This window comes from Bradyrhizobium sp. MV1.5, assembly GCF_055807615.1.
Genome location: NZ_JBVVPL010000010.1, coordinates 1 through 18,585, shown reverse-complemented (window position 1 = coordinate 18,585; position 18,585 = coordinate 1). Strand labels below are relative to the sequence as shown.

Genomic DNA, 18,585 nt, shown 5'->3' with positions numbered 1-18,585 from the left:
TGGGTTGTTTTCACCCCAACAAAAAATTTTTTTTTAAAAAAAACACACCCCCCCCCCCCCCCCCCGCGCGGCGCCCCCCCCCCCCCCCCGCGCCCGATCCAGTATTCCAGAGGCATCACTGCTTTCCCGATAGGCCGCCTCGTACTGGATTCCCCGCTCCAGTGCGCAATTGCGCACAAGGCGGGGAATGACAGCGAGGGGTATCGCCTACTCCGCCGGATTGGCCGGCGTCGATATGTCGGTGCCGCTAGAGGCTTGCGAAGCTGCCGCCTTCTTCTCCACGATCCCCACCGCGATGATCGAACCCTCGTAGAGCGCGAGCAAGGGTATCGCGAGCGAGCACTGGCTGAGCACGTCGGGCGGGGTCAGAACGGCCGCGATGACGAAGGCGACGACGATGAAATAGCGGCGCTTCTCGCGCAGCATTTTTGACGTGACGATGCCGATACGCCCGAGCAGTGTCAGGATCACCGGAAGCTGGAAGGCGATGCCGAAGGCGAAGATCAGCGACATCATCAGCGACAGATATTCGCCGACCTTGGGCAGCAGCTGGATCTGTGCGGTGTCGTCGCTGCCGGCCTGCTGCATGCCGAGCGAGAAGCGGACCAGCATCGGCAGCACGACGAAATAGACCAGTGCTGCGCCCAACACGAAGAAGAACGGGGTCGCGACCAGATACGGCAGAAAGGCCTGCTTCTCGTGCTTGTAGAGGCCGGGAGCGACGAACTTGTAGATCTGCGTCGCGACGATCGGGAACGAGATGAAGCCGGCGCCGAACAGCGCCAGCTTGAGCTGGGTGATGAAATATTCCAGCAGCGCCGTGTAGATGAATTTCGAGTTCTCGGGACCCGCGACCCACACGAACGGCCAGACGAGCACGTTGTAGATCTGCTTGGCGAAGAAGAAGCAGAAGATGAAGGCAATGCCGAAGCCGAGCAGTGCTTTGATCAGCCGCGAACGCAGCTCGATCAAATGGTCCATCAGGGGAGCTTTGCTGGCCTCGATATCCGCGGCGCTCATGACGCTCTGGCGTCCTTGATCGCCTCGGCCGGCGCGGTGTCCTGGATCACCGAATCTTGCGTGGCCGAACCTTGCGCCACCTGCGCCTGCTCGACCTCACGGGTGATGGCGAGCGGCTCATTCACGGGCGCATGTGCCTCGGCTTCCACGAAGGTCTCGGGCGTCGGCGCTTCGGGCGTGGTGGGCGTCGCCAGCGCTTCGCTTGAAGTCGCCAGCGCCTCGATTGAAGTCGCCAGCGGTTCGACAGCGGTGGTGGTCGAGGTCTCGGCTGGCTTGTCCAGCGCATCGACGCGGAGCGCGTCGCTGACGTCTTTCTGAAGCGAAGTCATCAAATTGTTGCCGGCGAATCCGGAAGCCGCTTCCTTGACCTCGTCAAAGCTCTTCTTGAGGTCGGCCATTTCGGCCTCGCGCATCGCTTCCTGGAATTGCCCCTGGAATTCGGCGGCCATCTTGCGCGCCTTGCCCATCCATTGCCCGACCATGCGCAGCACGCCCGGCAGCTCTTTCGGGCCGATGGCGATCAGGGCCACGACCCCGATCAGGACCAGTTCACTCCACCCGATGTCGAACATGAGGTCTTCCGTTCACGCCAGCAGCAAGCCGGCCCAATCCCTCGCGCGCAGGATCGGGTCCGCTACCCGCGTCTCGCGTGCTCTCTGGCTCAGACGGCCTTGCTGCCGACGTCGGACCGTGCCGCGGTCGGCGCGGCATTGTTGTGCTCGATGGACTTGGCCGGCTCGGGCTTGTCGGCGACCTTGTCGTCGTCCTGCATGCCCTTCTTGAACGCCTTGATGCCCTGCGCCACGTCGCCCATCAGATCCGAGATCTTGCCGCGACCGAACAGCAGCAGGACCACTGCGATCACCAGGACCCAGTGCCAAATGCTGAGTGAACCCATCCTGCAACCCTCCAAACGCGCATGGCCGAGGACCGGCCGATCTTCACCGAAACCTAGGCTTGGCAGGTGTCAAAAACAAGGACCAAGGCAGCGCCAATTCGCTGTTGGCGCTACGTAATTTTGCTAGTGTTAACTGGTCGCAGGTGTCCGGTAAAAGGCCGGGACGTCAGTCCTCGCCACCCTCATTGCCGCCTTCCGGCGGCGTCTCGGGCTCGACCGCGGGCGCCAGCGCAAGATCAAGGTCCTCGCCCGGTTCCAGCGGATCCTCGTCCTCCCGCAAAGTCGGGTCATCCGACGGCGTCGGCACGCTGAATCCGGTCGGCAGACGCGAATCCAGGAGGCCGGTGCCCTTCAGCTCCTCCAGGCCCGGCAGATCGCCAAGCTGTTCCAGAGTGAACTGCGACAGGAAGTCCTCGGTGGTTCCGAAGGTCAAGGGACGGCCCGGCGTCTTGCGACGGCCGCGCGGCTTGATCCAGCCGGTTTCCAGCAGCACGTCCAGCGTGCCCTTCGAGGTGACGACGCCGCGGATCTCCTCGATCTCGGCGCGCGTCACCGGCTGGTGATAGGCGATGATCGCCAGCACCTCGATCGCGGCGCGCGACAGGCGGCGGGTCTCGGTGCTCTCGCGGGTCATCAGCCAAGCGAGATCGCCCGCGGTGCGGAAGGTCCATTTGTTGGCGACCCGCACGAGATTCACGCCGCGCAGGGAATAGTCGGCCTGCAACTGCTCGAGCGCGGCCTTCACGTCCACGCCCTCGGGCATGCGCTTGGCCAACGTCGCGGTGTCCAGCGGTTCATTCGAAGCGAACAGCAGCGCTTCCAGCAGCCGCAATTCTTCGGGACGTGCCTGGGACTCGTTCTCCATCGGCTCGGCCTCTTCTACCCGCACTTCAGCCAGGCTTGCCATGGCAGATTCTCCTTGTTGCACTTAAGCGACCGGCGCATCGGGCGCAGGAGCTGCGTCCATGACCGGCTTGGGGCGCCCCTTCCGGAAATAGATGGGCGCAAACGCCTCTTTCTGATTCAGCTCGAGCTGACCTTCGCGCACCAGCTCGAGCGCAGCCGCGAAGCTCGAGGCGAGCACCGTCGCGCGCTGCGTCGGATCGGCGACGTGCTGCAGCAGAAAATCGTCGAGAACGCCCCAATCGTCTTGCTCGCTGATGCTGCCGACCAGCCGCTCCAGCGTGGCGCGCGCCTCGGCGAGCGACCACACCGTGCGCTTGGCCAGATGCACGCTCGCCAGCACGCGCGACTGGCGCTGCGCGGCATAAGCGGTGAGCAGGTCATAGAGCGTCGCGGTGTATTTCGGATGCTTGATCTCGGCGATCTGCTCGGGCTCGCCGCGCGGGAAGATGTCGCGCAGCAATTGCTGCCGGTTCATCAGCCGGTTGGCGGCTTCACGAATGGCCTCCAGCCGGCGCAGGCGGTTGGCGAGCGCCGTCGCCATCTGCTCGGCGCTCGGGCCTTCCGCACTCGGCGGCTCCGGCAGCAGCAGGCGAGATTTCAGAAAGGCGAGCCAGGCCGCCATCACGAGATAGTCGGCGGCAAGCTCCAGGCGGATCTTTCGCGCGGCTTCGATGAAGTGGAGATATTGATCGGCGAGCGCCAGGATCGAGATCTTGGCAAGATCGACCTTCTGCTGCCGCGCCAGTGCGAGCAGCAGGTCGAGCGGGCCCTCATAACCCTCGACGTCGACCACCAACGCCGGCTCACCCTCGGCGAGCTCTGCGGGCCGCCCGGTTTCAAACGATAGGATTTCTGCGGTCATGCCGATGCCGTGTTTGCCCGTGCGATCAATGCGTCCAGTTCGACGCGCGCGGCCGCGCGATCAAACGGTTGCGGTCCTTGACGCGCCGAGAGCGCGGCGTTCGCCCGCTCCAGCGCCCTACCCGCCAGCTCGGGTGTCTGGCCGGCGACCTCACGCATTTCCTCGATGTTGCCGTTGCAATGCAGGGCCATGTCGCAGCCGGCCGCAAATATCGCGCGGGTCCGCTCGGCGATATTGCCCGACAGTGCATTCATCGACACGTCATCACTCATTAACAAACCCTGGAACCCGATTGTGCCGCGAATCACCTCAGCGATCATTGTCGCAGATGTCGTCGCCGGATGGGCGGGGTCGACTGCGCTAAACACAACATGTGCAGTCATGGCCATCGGCAAATCTGCCAGCGGCTTGAATGCCGCGAAGTCGGTGCGATCCAGTTCGTCTCGCGACGTGTCGACCGTCGGCAGATTGAAATGGGTATCGGCCGTAGCTCGGCCATGGCCGGGGATGTGCTTGAGGACCGGCAACACGCCGCCCTCTTCCAGGCCCTCGGTGACCGCGCGGGCGATCGCGGCGACCTTTCCCGGTTCGGTGCCGTAAGCCCTGTTCCCGATGACGGCGTTGGCGCCAGCCACGGGCACATCAGCCAGCGGCAAGCAATCCACGGTAATGCCGAGATCGGCGAGATCGGCCGCGATCAGCCGGGCGCTGAGGCGCGCCGCAGTCAGCCCGAGCGCCGAATCAGTATCGTAGAGGCCGGCGAAAATAGCGCCCGGCGGATAGACCGGCCAATGCGGCGGCCCCAGGCGCTGCACACGTCCACCCTCCTGGTCGATCAGGACAGGGGCATCAGCGAAACCCGCGACCGCCCGCAATTCCGCAACGAGTGCAGCAACTTGAGCCGGCGTCTCGACGTTGCGCTTGAAGAGGATGAAACCCCATGGGCGTTCGCTGCGGATAAACTCCCGCTCGGCGGCGGTTAGTTCCGTTCCGGAAACGCCGGTAATGAAAGCCCGCGTGCTCATACGGCCGATTAACCCTGACCCGCGGGAGGGTCAAGGAAACGGCCGTTAATTCCTCTGGACGAAGCAGGCAGACAGGCCAGCGGATTTCAAACTGTTGCAGGCCTGGTTCGCCTCTTCGAGCGAGCCGTAGGGACCAGCGAAGGCGCGATAGACGATTCCCTTGCCCTTGTCGGTGAGGTCGACCCGCTTGACCACCGGTGCGCGGGAGCCCAGCACGCTGCCGTACTTGCTCTGAAGCACCCGGTAGGAGGCGTGGGCGCTATCCTCGGTCTGCTGCGATGAGACCTGCACGACGTAGCCGCCGCCGCTGCTGCTCGGGGGCGCAATTTGCGTCGGATTGGTCGCAGCCATCCGCTGCGGCGGCTCCGCACCCGGCGCCGATTGCGGCGCCAGCGAGAGCGGCTGATTGGCGCTCGCATTGGCCGAGGTCGGCGGCGTGCGCGGTGCAGCCGGTGCCGCGACGGGCTTCGGGAGAGCTGCCGGCTTCGCGCCCGTGGCCGCTGGCGACGCGGTGGCGTCGGTCTGATCGCCCTTCACGGCCACGGTCCTGATCGCGCGCGGCGAATTGTTCGGCAGCGTGCCGTTGCTCGGATTCGGGCCCGCGCTCGACAGCGGGATGCTGGACGGCGACACGCTCGCGACCGGCGGCGGGTTCGCGTTCTGGTTCAGCGGCGGGAACACCACGCGGGGACCTCCCGCCTTGGCGTTGACGTCGACAGGCGCCTCCTCGCGCGGCACGATCTTCTCGGTGCCATCTCCGGTGACCATGCGGTCCGGCACCTTGGCCGAGGAGTCCGACGGCGCCGGCACGATTTTGGTCGGCGTGTTGTCGGCCTTGATGATCGGCGGCTCGCCGCTACGGGGCGAGCCCACATAGGTCTTGTAGGCGAACGCGGCACCGGTCCCGACCACGGCAAGCGCCAGGATCGCCGCGACCGTCATCATGCCGCCGCGCTGCTTCTTCGGCTCGTCGAGATCGGCCTCGGGATAGTCGCTCTGGAACGCGTAGGGATCGTCGGGATAGGCGGGATCGCGCTGATAGTCCTGCTCGCCCGCCTCCAGCCGTCCGTAGAGCGCATCGTCGTAGCGCGCCGGATCGGGCTGCTGATAGGCTTGCTCCTGGTAAGCCTGATCGTGCTGCTGGTAGGCCTGATCCTGATAGGCAGGAGCTTGATAAGCAGGAGCTTGATAGCCCTGATCCGGATAGGCCTGCGGCTGACGAAAATCAGGTTCGGGCTCGGGCGCGGTCGGCTGGGCTGAATAACGATGCAGTGGATGAACCGGGTTTACGGAAGCGGGATAGGGCTCGGCTGGCGCCGTCTGCGGCTGCACATTGGCGCGCCGCATCCATGAGGGCGGCCCGGGCGGCGGCGGTGGGGCCTGCTCGGCATAGTCCTGCTGGTCATCGTCCTGGCGATAGTCGTCCTGATAGCTCTGGGCAGGCGCAGGCGCTGTTGGCGGGTGCGCGCCCGGCCGCCCTTGCGCTGCGAACGGATCGGTCTGCCCGATCAGGCGGGCAAGTTCAGCCAAGGGATCGCCGCTCCCATGCTGATCGCCACCGCGACCATAGTCATCGGAAGGAAACGGTCTGTCCTGATATCGTTCGGCCATCGTGATGATGCGTCCCTTCGGGAAAGCCGCGCGCCCCTCGACCAAGGCACGGCTTTCGACCCACAAGGCTTTCAACCAAGTCTAAGCGATCCGGCTTCTGCCGGTTACCCCCGAAATCCCTTAAGTAGTTCGCCCCAAACTACCGCATCTCGTCCGGAGCATGGACGCCGAGGATGGCGAGGCCCGATGCCAGAACAGAGACGACGCCCTGGACCATGGCCAGCCGCGCCTTCGTTAGATCTGCATCATTATTGATAATGAAGCGTAAATAGGGCAAATCGCGCCCCTTCGTCCAAAGTGCATGAAATTCGCTGGCTAAATCATAGAGATAGAAGGCAATTCGGTGCGGCTCGTGGGCGCTTGCTGCCGCCTCCAGCATGCGCGGAAAAATTGCGAGCCGCTTAAGAAGGTCGAGTTCAGCCGGGTCCGACAGCCGTTCCACCGCCGACTCACCGAGCCAGGCGATGCGCGTTTCCGTGTCCTCCGGGAGTTCCGGGAACAGCTCGGTCCGGGCGTTGCGGAAGATCGAATGGCCGCGGGCGTGGCCATACTGCACGTAGAACACCGGGTTGTCGCGCGACTGTTCCATGACCTTGGCAAGATCGAAGTCGAGCACCGCGTCGTTCTTGCGGTAGAGCATCATGAAGCGGACGGCGTCCTGGCCGACTTCATCCACCACCTCACGCAAGGTGACGAAGTCCCCGCTCCGCTTGGACATTTTCACCGGCTCGCCGTTGCGCAGCAATTTCACGAGCTGGACGATCTTGACGTCGAGCGCCCCCTTGCCGGAGGTGGTCGCCTTCACCGCCGCCTGCATACGCTTGATGTAGCCGCCATGGTCGGCGCCCCAAACGTCGATCATCTCCGCGAAATCGCGGTCGAACTTGTTCTTGTGGTAGGCGATGTCGGCGGCGAAGTAGGTGTAGGAATTGTCCGACTTGATCAGCGGACGATCGACGTCGTCGCCATAGGCGGTCGCCTTGAACAGCAGCTGCTCGCGATCTTCCCAATCCTCGGCCGGGGCGCCCTTTGGCGGCGGCAGACGGCCCTGGTAGACGTCGCCCTTGGCGCGCAGGAAATCGATGGTCTCGGCGACCTTGTTGTTGCCGGCGTCCTGCAGCGAGCGCTCGGAGAAGAACACGTCGTGACGGATGTTGAGCGCGGCAAGATCGTCCTTGATCTCGTCCATCATCATTGCGATCGCCTTGGCGCGAACCGTCGGCAGCCATTGCGCCTCGCTCATGGCGAGCAGCTTGTCGCCATGCTCCTGCGCCAGGGCCTGCCCGACCGGCTTCAGATAGTCGCCGGGATAAAGGCCTTCCGGGATCGCGCCGATGTCCTCGCCGAGCGCCTCGCGATACCTGAGGAAGGCGGAACGTGCGAGCACGTCGACCTGCGCGCCGGCGTCGTTGATGTAATATTCCCGCGTGACGTCACGGCCTGCGAATTCAAGCAGGCTCGCCAGCGCGTCGCCGAACACGGCGCCGCGGCAATGGCCGACATGCATCGGTCCGGTCGGGTTGGCGGAGACATATTCGACGTTGACCTTGGAGCCGCCGCGGACGCGGCCGTAATCGGCGCCCTCGCGCAGCACGGTCCGTAGCGCCTCGGCCCATGCGGCCGGCTTCAGCGTCAGGTTGATGAAGCCCGGACCGGCGACGTCGACCTTGGCGATCAGCGCATCCGCGCGCAGCCGTTCGGCGATCTGCTCGGCGAGGTCGCGCGGCTTTGCCTTTGCCTCTTTCGCAAGCACCATGGCCGCGTTGGTCGCCATGTCGCCATGGGAGGCATCGCGCGGCGGCTCGACCACCACACGCGAGAAATCGATGCCCTCTGGCCAGTTGGCTTCCGCCGCGAGCGCGCGGCAGACCGCGTGCACGCGTGCGAGCACGTCGGCGAACAGGTGCAGTGCTGAGGATGTGTCGGGCATGGGCGCCGCCTAACGCAAATCCGGGGTCGAGTCAAAGAGCCGCTGGTGCTCGGTCAGGGCGAAACGGTCGGTCATTCCGGCAATGAAATTCCCGATCCGGCGAGCCCGGTCGCCCTCATTGTCCGCCTCCGCCCCGACCAGCCATTCCGGCGGCAGTTCGCCGGGCGATTTGAGGTATTTTGCGAACAGGTCGAACAGGATCTGTTCCGCCTCGCCCATCACCCGCATGACCCGCTTGTGGCGGTACATGTGCTGATAGAGAAAGCGCTTGATGGCGGCCTCCTCTTCGGCGACCGCGGCGGGGAACGCAATCAGTGCCCGGCTTTGCTGGCGCACGTCCTGGGCGGATTGCGGGTTCACGGCGGCAAGGTTGGTCTGCGCGTCGGCGAACACGGCACCGATCAGGTGCGAGATCAGCTCGCGCACCAGCTCGGCGCCGCGCCTGACGTCTTCGAGATCGGGGTAATGCGCAGACGTCTCGGCGATGATCTCCGCGGTCAGCGGCATCACCTTAAGGTCGTCGAGGTGAAACAGACCCGCGCGCAGGCCGTCGTCGATATCGTGGGCGTCATAGGCGATGTCATCGGCGATCGCGGCGACCTGTGCCTCCAGCGAGGCGAAACTCCACAATTCGAGATCGTAGGTCTTGACGTAGTCGGCGATGCCGACGGGAATGCCGTGCTCGCGATAACGCCCGACCGGCGCACCGATGCGATCGGTCAGCGGGCCGTTGTGCTTGACGATGCCCTCCAGCGATTCCCAGGTCAGGTTGAGTCCGTCGAATTCGGGATAACGGTGTTCCAGCGCCGCAACGACGCGGAGCGTCTGGGCGTTGTGGTCGAAGCCGCCAAAATCCGTCAGGCAGGCGTCCAGCGCCCGCTCGCCGGCGTGCCCGAACGGGGGATGGCCGAGGTCGTGGGCGAGCGCGAGGGTTTCCGTGAGGTCCTCGTCCAGCCCGAGCTGCCGGGCCAGCGCCCGGGCGATCTGCGCCACCTCCAGGGAATGGGTCAGCCGGGTGCGATAGTGGTCGCCCTCGTGGAACACGAACACCTGGGTCTTGTACTTCAGCCGGCGGAACGCGGTGGAATGGATCACCCGGTCGCAATCCCGCCGGAACGGGCTGCGGGTCCGGCTCGGCGGTTCCGCGACCAACCGGCCGCGGCTGCGATCGGGATCGCAGGCATAGGGCGCGTGGGGGGCAGCCATTCCGACGGACACGGCGAATTTAGTCCCTATCCATTTGATTCTGCGTATGGTGGCACTTAACTATGCCGGACGCGGGATACCAACTGAATTGGGCAAGCGACCCTCAGGTGATCTTGGTGTGACCGCGGGCCTATCGGAGACGAACGATGACGACTGACGTGACCATCAGTGACAAGGCCGCACGCCGGATTGGGGAGATCCTCAAGGGCGAAGGGTCTGGCGCGATGCTGCGGATCTCGGTCGAGGGCGGCGGCTGTTCCGGCTTTCAGTACAAGTTCGACATTGACCGTGCCCGCACCGACGACGATCTCGTGATCGAGCAGGACAATGCGGTGGTGCTGGTCGATTCCGCCTCGCAGCCATTCCTGGCGGGGTCGCAGGTCGATTTCGTCGACGATCTGATCGGCGCCTCGTTCCGCGTCAACAATCCGAACGCCACGGCGTCCTGTGGCTGCGGGACCAGCTTCTCGATCTAGCGCAACTCAAAATCTGAAAAACAACCCCATGCAAAGTAGCCGGGAAGCCGGCACGATCAACTTCGTATTTTACGAAAATAGCTTGACGTGTCGGGCAAAACAGGGGTCATGTACTCGGTAGAGTATTATGTGTCAGTCGTGACATTATCCCACGCTTGTTCATTGTATCCGATAAGCCAGTTCAAAGCGTAGTGCCGTTCTTGCGTCACGCCAGGATCGAGACCCGCCGGTACCTCCTGTCCCTATACGGGCATTTCTAACAGTCCAGTGGTACCTGTAGACCAGATCGGCCTGATCAAGAATGTCGGCGATCGGACGAAGTTCGGAGTCTTCGATGAACTGAGAGGTTGTCCTTTCGGCCATTGTCCCAGCGGCGAATCCCACGTCGCAAATCTGAGCTGGCTTTCCTAATTGCGCCACGAAGCCCATTGCCCAAAGCAGCGTCCAAGCGGCTTCGTGCCGCCAAGTGAATTGAATCCGGTCGTGCTGCGAGGGGGACTTGTCGAGCACGAAAGCGAGTGAGATGTGGCCGGAGTTCGTATCATTCCAGAAGTTGTTCAACTAGCTCTTCCCCAAGACCTTCGCCCTTTGCAGCAACGAAAAGGACGCAAAGAGTGCGTAGCGCGACTTCTTCTTTTGATCGTTTCAGCGCCTCAGCCGCAGTCTCAATAACGGGTAATGTGGCAAGGACAGGTACGCCCTCGGCTCGAAGGATCACTTCTGACCTGAGCCTTCGATCAATAGCTTCCGCTGAGACCCCGCCATTGTCCGCTGACAGCCCCTCATTCATCTCGCCCCCCAACACCTGTTGAACCTACAATATTACGAGGCACCTTCGGCAGCGACGAGATCGAGCATTCCATCGCAGCCGCTTGGACCGTAAGCCAGACTGCGGCACGCCGTGGGCGCCAATAGCGGAGAACAATTATCCAATGCGCATGACCGATCGCCTGTTCTGCTGCCTCGCTCTCTTCCTCGCCGTTGCAGCCGTCCCGCCTCCCGCGCTCGCGGCCGAGACCTGCCCGTTCATCAGCGCCCGGGAGCTCGCCGGCGCGATGCCGGCGCTCAAATGGTCACTGATTTCAAATCAGGACGGCCGCGGCTGCATCTACCAGGGCGGGCGCGGCGACACGATGATGCTGACCGTGTTCCGCAATCCCGAGAAGAACCGCGCCAGGGAATTGTAAGCGACCTTCGTCAAAACGCTCGCCGAGCGCATGCCGCTTAACGCGGTGTCAGGGATCGGCGACGAAGGCCAGGGCGGAACGAGCGCGACCGGCGCGGAGCGCCAGGAGGCTTCGGTTGTTGCCTTGTCCGGCGATTACATTCTGCAGATCAGCGTCTATCCGATCGGCCGGCGCGCCGACGACGCGCTGCTCGGACCGATCACCCAAGCCGCGCGCGTCGCCGTTGGCAATGTTAGCAAGACCAGCGAGCGGTTCGGCACTTGCGAATGGCTCACTGCCGCGGACGCCGACGGCTTTCTCGAGAAGAGCACGCTGCAGGTCCAGCGGACCGGCGCAGGAAGCTGCATGATGTTCGATCGCGAGGCCAACACTATGATAGTAGCGGTCATCGCGATCTCGCGCGACACGGTCATCAGCATGATGAAACGCCCGGGCCCGTGCCAGCACGTCACGGTCCCCGAGCTCGGCAGCGAAGCGTTCGGCGAGCATTCTTGCACCAAGGGCAACGGCAACGCGGTCAACATCTTCGTCTGGAAGAACGGCAGGCAGGCTTCGATCCTGTTCGCGCCGGTCAAGCCGCATCCGGCGTCCGGGTCTGTCGAGCGTCTCAAGGCGGTCGCCACGCGAGTCTATGGAAAGCTCTCACGTCTTACATCGTCGGCCGTGGCTCAGCCGGATGGAGTACCAGGTCGATTTCGTCGACGATCTGATCGGCGCCTCGTTCCGCGTCAACAATCCGAACGCCACGGCGTCCTGCGGTTGCGGGATCACCTCTCGATCTGACGTCGCCGGCTAGGCGCCGGTGATCTGCCTTTCCTCGTCCGTCCAGTCCGCCTCGACCGGCATCTGCTCTGGCTGAAGCGGGGCGTCCTCCGATACCCATTGGCCGTCCAGCGCACGCAGCAGCGCCGTGACCAGCGCAGGCTTGCGCAGCGGTTTGGCGAGGAAGTCGGACATCCCGGCCTCGCGGCAGATCTTGACGTCCTCGGGGAAGGCATTGGCGGTCAGCGCGATGATCGGCAAGGCCGCGAAGCGTCCGCCCTCGGCGCGGATCGCGCGGGTCGCGGCAAGGCCGTCCATCTCGGGCATGCGCACGTCCATCAGCACGATATCGTAATCGCCTTCGGACACGGCCGCGACGGCCTCGACACCGTCGGTCACGACGCGCAACTCGACATCGAAAGCGCCGAGCATCTTGCTCACGACCATGCGGTTGACGGCGTCGTCCTCGGCGACCAGCACCTTCAGCGGCCGGTCGAGGCCCGCGATGCGCGCCTTGAGATCGTCGGCTTCGTCGCGGTCTGCATTGTGGTCGGATGCCTGCGCCTGGCTCCAGGGCAGCACCAGCGTGAAGCGGAAGGTCGAGCCTTCGCCCGGCGTCGAGGTGACGCCGATGGTGCCGCCCATCTGCTCGATGATGCGCCGGGAGATCGCTAGGCCCAGCCCGGTGCCGCCGAAGCGGCGGCTGATCGAGGCGTCGGCCTGAGCGAACTCGGAGAAGAGCTGGCCGAGCTTCTCGGGGGCGATGCCGATGCCGCTGTCGGTCACGCTCCATTCGACGGTGGCGAGCAGATCGCGGCGGGCCTGACAGACAGCTGCGATCGTGACTTCGCCTGCGTCGGTGAACTTCACCGCGTTGGCGGCGAGATTGAGCAGGACCTGGCGGATACGCGCGACATCGCCGCGCAGCGTCGGCGGCAGGTTGGGATCGAGTTCGACCTTGACCGCAAGCCCCTTGCTCTTGGCGCTCGCGCGCACGACGGTCGCCACGGCTTCGACCATCGCCTGCGGCGCGAAGTCGATCACCTCGAACGCGAAACGTCCGGCCTCGAGCTTGGAGAGGTCCAGAATGTCGTTGAGGATGCGCTGGAGATTGTCGCCGGACTCGCGGATCGTGGTGACGGCTTCGTGCTGCTCCGGATCGAGCTTTGTCTCCAGCAGCATGCTGGCAAGCCCGAGCACGCCGTTCATCGGCGTGCGGATCTCGTGGCTCATCACCGCGAGGAAATCGGATTTGGCACGGCTCTCGGCCTCGGCCTTTTCCGCGCGCCAGCGCTCGGTCACGTCGCGGCCGAAGCCGCGATAGCCGAGGAATTGACCGTCGCGGTCGTAGGCCGGCTTCGCAGTGAGCGACCACAGCCGCGCCTCGCCGCCGGCGACCACCTTGAGGTTCATCTCGTGCAGCGGTTCGGCGTGCTCCATCAGGCCGACGACGTTGTAGGCCGCGCTCTTGTCTTCGGGGCACAGCATGTCGAGCACGTCGGCGAAATGCGAGCCCTTCAGCAACGGCAGTGGCAGCTGTGCGACCGCGGCGAAGCGCTCGGGCACGTCGACCAGATGCCCTTCGGCGTCGGTCTGCCACAGCCAGTCGCTGGCATTCTCCTGAAAATCCTTCAGCAACAGCGAAATGATCTCGGTCTTGCGCTCGAGCTCGAGCTGGGCCTTGAGATTGCCGAGGAACAGATTGCCTTGCGAGACGATGTTCCGCGCCATGAAGAACGCGAACAGCAGCAGGAACACCGCGGTCACGAGGTAAGGCCCGGTGCCGCACAACAGCAACGCACCGGCGCAGGCGATCGTCGTCGTCGCGAGATAGACGAGGCCCGCGCGCGGGAAGGTCGACAGTGTGAAGGCACCGCCGGACATCATGCCGACCATCAGGCAGGCCAGAATGAGCTGGCTGGTTGGCTCGATGTGGCTGAACAGCGCGACCGGCAGCGTGCCCCAGATTGCGGCGAGGAAAAACGCCTGCCGCAACATCTGCCGCGCGGCGCGGGGCGAGGCTTCCTGCGGCGGGCTCTGGTGAGAGCGCCGCCACGCGCGCACCGCGAGCGAGGCGGCGGTCGCGAGGGTCATGCCCCAGATCGCGAGAAAGTCGTTCCAGCCACGGCCCCAGAACAAGATCAACACGACGGCGACGTTGAGCATGGTGACGGCCATCGTCACGGGAATCAGCCGTATCACCGCGTCGATCTGCTTGGCGCGGATGCGGCTCAGCTCCCTCTCGCTGAGACCGGCGGTCAGGCCGTCCTCGATCTCGTAGCCGCCGAGCCAGTACAGGAACGCGCCGATCAACCCGTCGCGGGGCTCGGTTCGCTTCATGGATTTGTCCGGCCGTCCCATTCGAAAAACCTTTTCACGATCAATGGCCCGGGCCCGACTTAAGCCGGGTTAATTTTGTGGGAGATTTCGCAGCCTCCTTGACGGGCGCGTTTGCATTTTGTTCTAACGATGGCCCCTGCCCGGAGCCGCCAAGATGCCCATCAGAATTGCCACCTGGAACGTGAACTCGGTCCGGCAGCGGATCGACCTGTTGCTGACCTGGCTGAAGGAGTGCCAGCCGGACATCGTCTGCCTCCAGGAGATCAAATGCGTCGACGAGGCCTTCCCGCGGCTGGAGATCGAGGCGCTCGGCTACAACGTGGTCACCCACGGACAGAAGACGTTCAACGGTGTCGCCCTGCTCTCGAAGCTCCGGTTCGATGAAACCAAGTCGGGCTTGGCCGGGGACGACGAGGACGCCCATGCCCGCTTCCTCGAAGGCGTGGTGACGCTCAAGTCCGGCGTGCTGCGCATCGCCTGCCTCTATCTGCCCAACGGCAATCCGGTCGGCACCGAGAAATATCCTTACAAGCTCAAATGGATGTCGCGGCTTCTTGAGTATTCGAAGGAGCGCCTCAAGACCGAGGAGCCGCTGATCCTCGCAGGCGACTTCAACGTCATCCCGCATGCCCGGGACGTCCATAATCCCGCCGCCTGGACCGAGGACGCCCTGTTCAAGGCCGAGACGCGGGAGAGTTTTCAGTCCTTGCTCGGCCTCGGCCTGACCGATGCGCTTCGGGCCGTCACCGACGAGCCCGGGCTCTACACGTTCTGGGACTACCAGGCCGGCGCCTGGCAGAAGAACCACGGCCTGCGGATCGACCATCTGCTGCTGTCGCCACAGGCCAGCGACCGGCTCGCCAATGTCGGCATCGACAGCTATGTGCGCAGCTGGGAGAAACCGTCGGACCACGTGCCGGTGTGGGCGGATCTCGATCTCGAGGCGGCGTGAGGCCGCCTCAACCCATCACTCCCGGCGGCCCTGCACCCATTGCTCCAGCATCTGCAGGCACATGGCGCGATCGTCGTCGGAGGCCTTTGCGAAGGCGCGGTTGTAGTTTTCCTTGATCCAGGTCTCGTCGCTGCCTGCGCTGTCGCGCGCCAGCGTCAACCACATCAGGCCGCGCGCGGCCTGCCGCGGCAGGCGGTCGCCGTTGAATAGCATCTGGCCGAGCAGCGCCTGGGCCTCGTGCTGGCCCTTCTGCGCGGCGAGCCCAAGCCAGCGTGCGCCGTAGCGGAAATCCTCGCGCGAAGCGTCCGGCGTCTTCAGGTACAGGCGGGCGAGATCGTATTGCGCATCCGCGTTGCCGAAATAGGACGCGGCATACGAGAACATCTCCCGCGCCCGCTCCTGGTCCGGCTTGACCTTCGAATTCGGGATGCCACTGAGATAATAGCGGCCGAGCGCCACAAAGGCGTTGGCGACGATCTGCGCCTGCGGCGCCGACGGGCTGTCCTCGGCGTGCGCGTTGGCGATGCGGGTGAAATACTCGAACGCACGCACATCGTCCTGGGCGACGCCGTCGCCATTGGCGTACATGCGGCCGAGCTTCCACTGCGCGATGGGGTGGCCACCCTCCGCGGCATATTGCAGGGCGCTGAGCGAGGTTTCCTGGGGCACGACTGGCGGTACATTGCGCACCTTGCCTGCTGCGCCCGGCAAGGTCGTGACCACCGGGATGGTCGCATCCTTCTGGCTGACGGGTGCGCCGTCAAAGGCGAGCGCCGGCGCGGCCAGCGCGGTAGCCCCCAACACAAACGCAACGATGGTACGCCTAGATGTCCGCATAGCACTGTTTCTCGTGCGCGCCGCCCGGATGGGTCACTGCCCCACCGACCGCTGGTCCAACCTGCTGAGCATATTTCCAGAGCGCGCCCGTCGTGTGGTTAGTCGCGCGAGCGGTCCATTTGGTCTTGCGTTGGGCAAGCTCCTGGTCGCTCAATTTTACGTTAAGGGTACCGGCGACCGCGTCGATCTCGATGATATCGCCGTCCTCGAGCAGCCCGATCGGGCCGCCGATGGCGGCTTCCGGCCCGACATGGCCGATGCAGAAGCCCCGGGTGGCGCCGGAGAAGCGGCCATCGGTGATGAGCGCGATCTTGCCGCCCATGCCCTGGCCGGTCAGCGCCGCGGTGGTCTGGAGCATTTCCCGCATGCCGGGACCGCCCTTGGGCCCCTCGTAGCGGATCACGATGACTTCGCCTTCGCGGTAGGTGCGCTTCTGCACGGCCTCGAAAGCATCCTCCTCACGGTCGAAGCACCTGGCCGGACCGGTGAACCTGAGGTTGGACATTCCCGCGACTTTCACGATCGCACCTTCTGGCGCCAGATTGCCCTTCAGACCGACCACACCGCCGGTGACGGTGATAGGCTTGTCTGCCGGGTGCACCACGTCCTGGTGCGGATTCCACTTCACGCTTTTGAGGTTTTCGGCGATCGTTCGACCGGTGACGGTCATGCAGTCACCGTGGAGAAATCCGTTGTCGAGCAGCGTCTTCATCAGAAGCGGTATGCCACCTACTTCAAACATGTCTTTGGCGACATAACGGCCGCCCGGCTTCAAATCCGCGACGTACGGTGTCTTTTTGAAGATTTCGGCGACGTCGAACAGGTCGAACTTGATGCCGCACTCGTGCGCGATTGCCGGTAGGTGCAGTGCAGCATTGGTCGAGCCACCGGACGCGGCGACCACCGCGGCGGCATTCTCCAGCGCCTTGCGGGTGACGATGTCGCGCGGCCGGATGTTTTGGGCGATCAGCTCCATGACCTGCTCGCCCGCGGTCATGCAGAAGGCGTCACGAATTTCATAGGGGGCCGGAGCACCAGCCGAGTACGGCAGCGCCAGCCCGATCGCCTCGGAGACGGTCGCCATCGTGTTGGCGGTGAACTGCGCGCCGCAGGCACCCGCCGAGGGGCACGCCACGCGCTCGATCTCGTCGAGGTCCTCGTCGGACATCGCGCCGACGGAGTGCTTGCCGACGGCTTCGAACATGTCTTGCACGGTCACCTGCTGGCCCCGGAAATTGCCGGGCAGGATCGAGCCGCCATAGATGAAGATCGAGGGCACGTTGAGGCGGACCATCGCCATCATCATGCCCGGCAGCGACTTGTCGCAGCCGGCCAGGCCAACGAGGGCGTCATAGGCGTGACCGCGGATCGTCAATTCGACGGAATCGGCGATGCATTCGCGCGACGGCAGCGAGGAGCGCATGCCGTCATGGCCCATGGCGATGCCGTCGGTCACTGTGATGGTGCAGAATTCGCGCGGCGTGCCGCCGGCGGATGCGACGCCCTTCTTCACCGCCTGCGCCTGGCGCATCAGGGAGATGTTGCAGGGCGCGGCCTCGTTCCAGCACGAGGCGACGCCGACGAAGGGCTGGTGGATCTGGTCGGTGGTCAGACCCATGGCGTAGAGGTAGGACCGATGAGGCGCGCGCGCAGGGCCTTCCGTCACGTGACGGCTCGGCAGCCTCTGCTTGATGTTGCTCTTCGCGTCCATCGCAAACCAGTTTCCCCGGCCAACCCTTTCAGACCCGAAAAATCAGAGCCAAGATTTGAATCGACCTTTTGAATCGACCTTGGGGATTTCCGTCGCCTTCAGGACCACCGCTGCCGCTAAAACATTCGAGTGAATTTATTCATGTTCGGGTGTGGCCAAAAAGCGGCGTTGATGCGAACGGACAGCGATGATGGATAAATCCGTGATGAGTGTTGCATGGGCGGCACAATCGTGGCCCGGAGGACACGAATTTTCCCTACCAAAATACCATCGCGGGTGTGGACATTTGCAACTTCAGATTTTGTGGCAGGCACCGTGCGCGCCCATTCGACTCGCGACCGCGCGAACTGAGGTGAGTCGGTATTTTCGCCTCCTCATCGCGGGGGCAGCGAAGCTCTCGTGTCCCGGACGCGCTGCAGCGCTCTTGCGCTGCTGCGCAGAGCCGGGACCCAGGACGACACAGTAAACTGCAGCGAGATGGGCCCCGGCCCTGCAGCGCACCGTCGAAGGGACGCTGCGCTGCGTCCGGGGCACGAGAGCGGAGCGTGAGGCACGTTCTCTCCACATCGTCATTGCGAGCGCAGCGACTTGTCCGCCGAAGCTTTGGCGAAGGCGGAAGCAATCTAGAATCCCTCCGCGGCGGCAGACTGGATTGCTTCGCTGCGCTCGCAATGAGTATGAGGCGGCAGCGCCACTTTTCCAGCTCGCATCTTGAATGCAGACACAGCTTCGCATCCTCGCGGCGCAAATCGCCCGAGTTTTGCTTCGTCATTCCACCCTCTTGATCCAAGAGGGCGCAGGGAAGGCCGGGTGCTGACCTCGCACCCGCGGTCCGCTGCGCGAAAAGCACACGCAGGAAAAC

The 18,585-nt window shown here is 64.2% G+C and carries 18 protein-coding genes and 1 pseudogene; 4 read left to right on the top strand and 15 right to left on the bottom strand.

Features of this window, described 5'->3' with window-relative positions; translation table 11 throughout:
• Positions 1–207: 207 nt before the first annotated feature.
• The 9 genes from tatC to AC0L2J_RS12150 all read right to left on the bottom strand — a co-directional run bounded on the left by tatC (position 208) and on the right by AC0L2J_RS12150 (position 9,470).
• The gene (gene tatC, locus AC0L2J_RS12190) at positions 208–1,020 is read right to left on the bottom strand and encodes a twin-arginine translocase subunit TatC (RefSeq protein ID WP_473389956.1); all 813 of its coding nucleotides are present in this window, start codon (positions 1,018–1,020) and stop codon (positions 208–210) included.
• Positions 1,017–1,592, bottom strand: coding sequence for a Sec-independent protein translocase protein TatB (tatB, locus tag AC0L2J_RS12185; RefSeq protein WP_473389953.1), 576 nt, complete (start codon positions 1,590–1,592; stop codon positions 1,017–1,019). The genes tatC and tatB overlap by 4 nt, the downstream gene beginning before the upstream one ends.
• Positions 1,593–1,681: 89 nt before the next feature.
• A complete protein-coding gene (locus AC0L2J_RS12180) occupies positions 1,682–1,918 on the bottom strand; it encodes a twin-arginine translocase TatA/TatE family subunit (protein ID WP_007610722.1) in 237 nt (78 codons plus the stop codon).
• 166 nt (positions 1,919–2,084) lie between these two features.
• Entirely contained in the window at positions 2,085–2,825 is a 741-nt protein-coding gene (gene scpB / locus AC0L2J_RS12175; protein ID WP_473248946.1) for an SMC-Scp complex subunit ScpB, read from the bottom strand.
• Between the two features lie 21 nt (positions 2,826–2,846).
• Positions 2,847–3,686 carry a segregation and condensation protein A gene (locus tag AC0L2J_RS12170; protein WP_007590654.1) on the bottom strand — a complete coding sequence of 280 codons (840 nt, stop codon included), beginning with the start codon at positions 3,684–3,686 and terminating at the stop codon, positions 2,847–2,849.
• The gene (nagZ, locus tag AC0L2J_RS12165) at positions 3,683–4,711 is read right to left on the bottom strand and encodes a beta-N-acetylhexosaminidase (protein WP_473389950.1); all 1,029 of its coding nucleotides are present in this window, start codon (positions 4,709–4,711) and stop codon (positions 3,683–3,685) included. Before nagZ ends, AC0L2J_RS12170 begins: the two co-directional genes overlap by 4 nt.
• Before the next feature lie 45 nt (positions 4,712–4,756).
• Positions 4,757–6,322, bottom strand: coding sequence for an SPOR domain-containing protein (locus AC0L2J_RS12160; protein WP_473389946.1), 1,566 nt, complete (start codon positions 6,320–6,322; stop codon positions 4,757–4,759).
• 139 nt (positions 6,323–6,461) lie between these two features.
• Positions 6,462–8,252, bottom strand: a complete 1,791-nt coding sequence (gene argS / locus AC0L2J_RS12155) for an arginine--tRNA ligase (protein WP_473389943.1) — start codon at positions 8,250–8,252, stop codon at positions 6,462–6,464.
• Between the two features lie 9 nt (positions 8,253–8,261).
• On the bottom strand, positions 8,262–9,470 hold the full coding sequence (locus AC0L2J_RS12150; RefSeq protein WP_473389939.1) for a deoxyguanosinetriphosphate triphosphohydrolase: 1,209 nt from the start codon (positions 9,468–9,470) through the stop codon (positions 8,262–8,264).
• Between the two features lie 134 nt (positions 9,471–9,604).
• On the opposite strand from AC0L2J_RS12150, the gene erpA reads away from it, so the two are divergent.
• Positions 9,605–9,934, top strand: coding sequence for an iron-sulfur cluster insertion protein ErpA (gene erpA, locus AC0L2J_RS12145; protein WP_007610737.1), 330 nt, complete (start codon positions 9,605–9,607; stop codon positions 9,932–9,934).
• 125 nt (positions 9,935–10,059) lie between these two features.
• On the opposite strand, the gene AC0L2J_RS12140 is transcribed toward erpA, so the two are convergent.
• From AC0L2J_RS12140 to AC0L2J_RS12130, 3 genes and pseudogenes are all read right to left on the bottom strand, one after another.
• Complete coding sequence (locus AC0L2J_RS12140) at positions 10,060–10,143, bottom strand: DUF4272 domain-containing protein (protein WP_473390309.1); 84 nt, start codon at positions 10,141–10,143, stop codon at positions 10,060–10,062.
• 46 nt (positions 10,144–10,189) lie between these two features.
• Positions 10,190–10,444: pseudogene (locus AC0L2J_RS12135) on the bottom strand (DUF4272 domain-containing protein); the annotation flags it as partial.
• A gap of 31 nt (positions 10,445–10,475) precedes the next feature.
• Entirely contained in the window at positions 10,476–10,724 is a 249-nt protein-coding gene (locus AC0L2J_RS12130; protein ID WP_198287836.1) for a DUF4272 domain-containing protein, read from the bottom strand.
• Positions 10,725–10,866: 142 nt separating this feature from the next.
• On the opposite strand from AC0L2J_RS12130, the gene AC0L2J_RS12125 reads away from it, so the two are divergent.
• Together AC0L2J_RS12125 and AC0L2J_RS12120 are read left to right on the top strand one after the other, a co-directional pair.
• Positions 10,867–11,121: a hypothetical protein gene (locus tag AC0L2J_RS12125; protein WP_473389934.1), complete on the top strand. Its 255-nt coding sequence runs from the start codon at positions 10,867–10,869 to the stop codon at positions 11,119–11,121.
• A 30-nt stretch (positions 11,122–11,151) separates the two neighbouring features.
• The gene (locus AC0L2J_RS12120) at positions 11,152–11,904 is read left to right on the top strand and encodes a hypothetical protein (protein WP_473390326.1); all 753 of its coding nucleotides are present in this window, start codon (positions 11,152–11,154) and stop codon (positions 11,902–11,904) included.
• A gap of 9 nt (positions 11,905–11,913) precedes the next feature.
• On the opposite strand, the gene AC0L2J_RS12115 is transcribed toward AC0L2J_RS12120, so the two are convergent.
• Positions 11,914–14,244, bottom strand: a complete 2,331-nt coding sequence (locus AC0L2J_RS12115; protein ID WP_473248939.1) for an ATP-binding protein — start codon at positions 14,242–14,244, stop codon at positions 11,914–11,916.
• A gap of 133 nt (positions 14,245–14,377) precedes the next feature.
• Here AC0L2J_RS12115 and xth point away from each other — a divergent pair, with 133 nt between their 5' ends.
• Positions 14,378–15,175, top strand: coding sequence for an exodeoxyribonuclease III (gene xth / locus AC0L2J_RS12110; protein ID WP_007610740.1), 798 nt, complete (start codon positions 14,378–14,380; stop codon positions 15,173–15,175).
• Positions 15,176–15,190: 15 nt separating this feature from the next.
• Here xth and AC0L2J_RS12105 read toward each other — a convergent pair whose 3' ends face one another.
• Complete coding sequence (locus AC0L2J_RS12105; RefSeq protein WP_007590646.1) at positions 15,191–16,012, bottom strand: tetratricopeptide repeat protein; 822 nt, start codon at positions 16,010–16,012, stop codon at positions 15,191–15,193.
• The gene (ilvD, locus tag AC0L2J_RS12100) at positions 15,999–17,723 is read right to left on the bottom strand and encodes a dihydroxy-acid dehydratase (RefSeq protein ID WP_007610741.1); all 1,725 of its coding nucleotides are present in this window, start codon (positions 17,721–17,723) and stop codon (positions 15,999–16,001) included. Before ilvD ends, AC0L2J_RS12105 begins: the two co-directional genes overlap by 14 nt.
• Positions 17,724–18,585 lie beyond the last annotated feature (862 nt).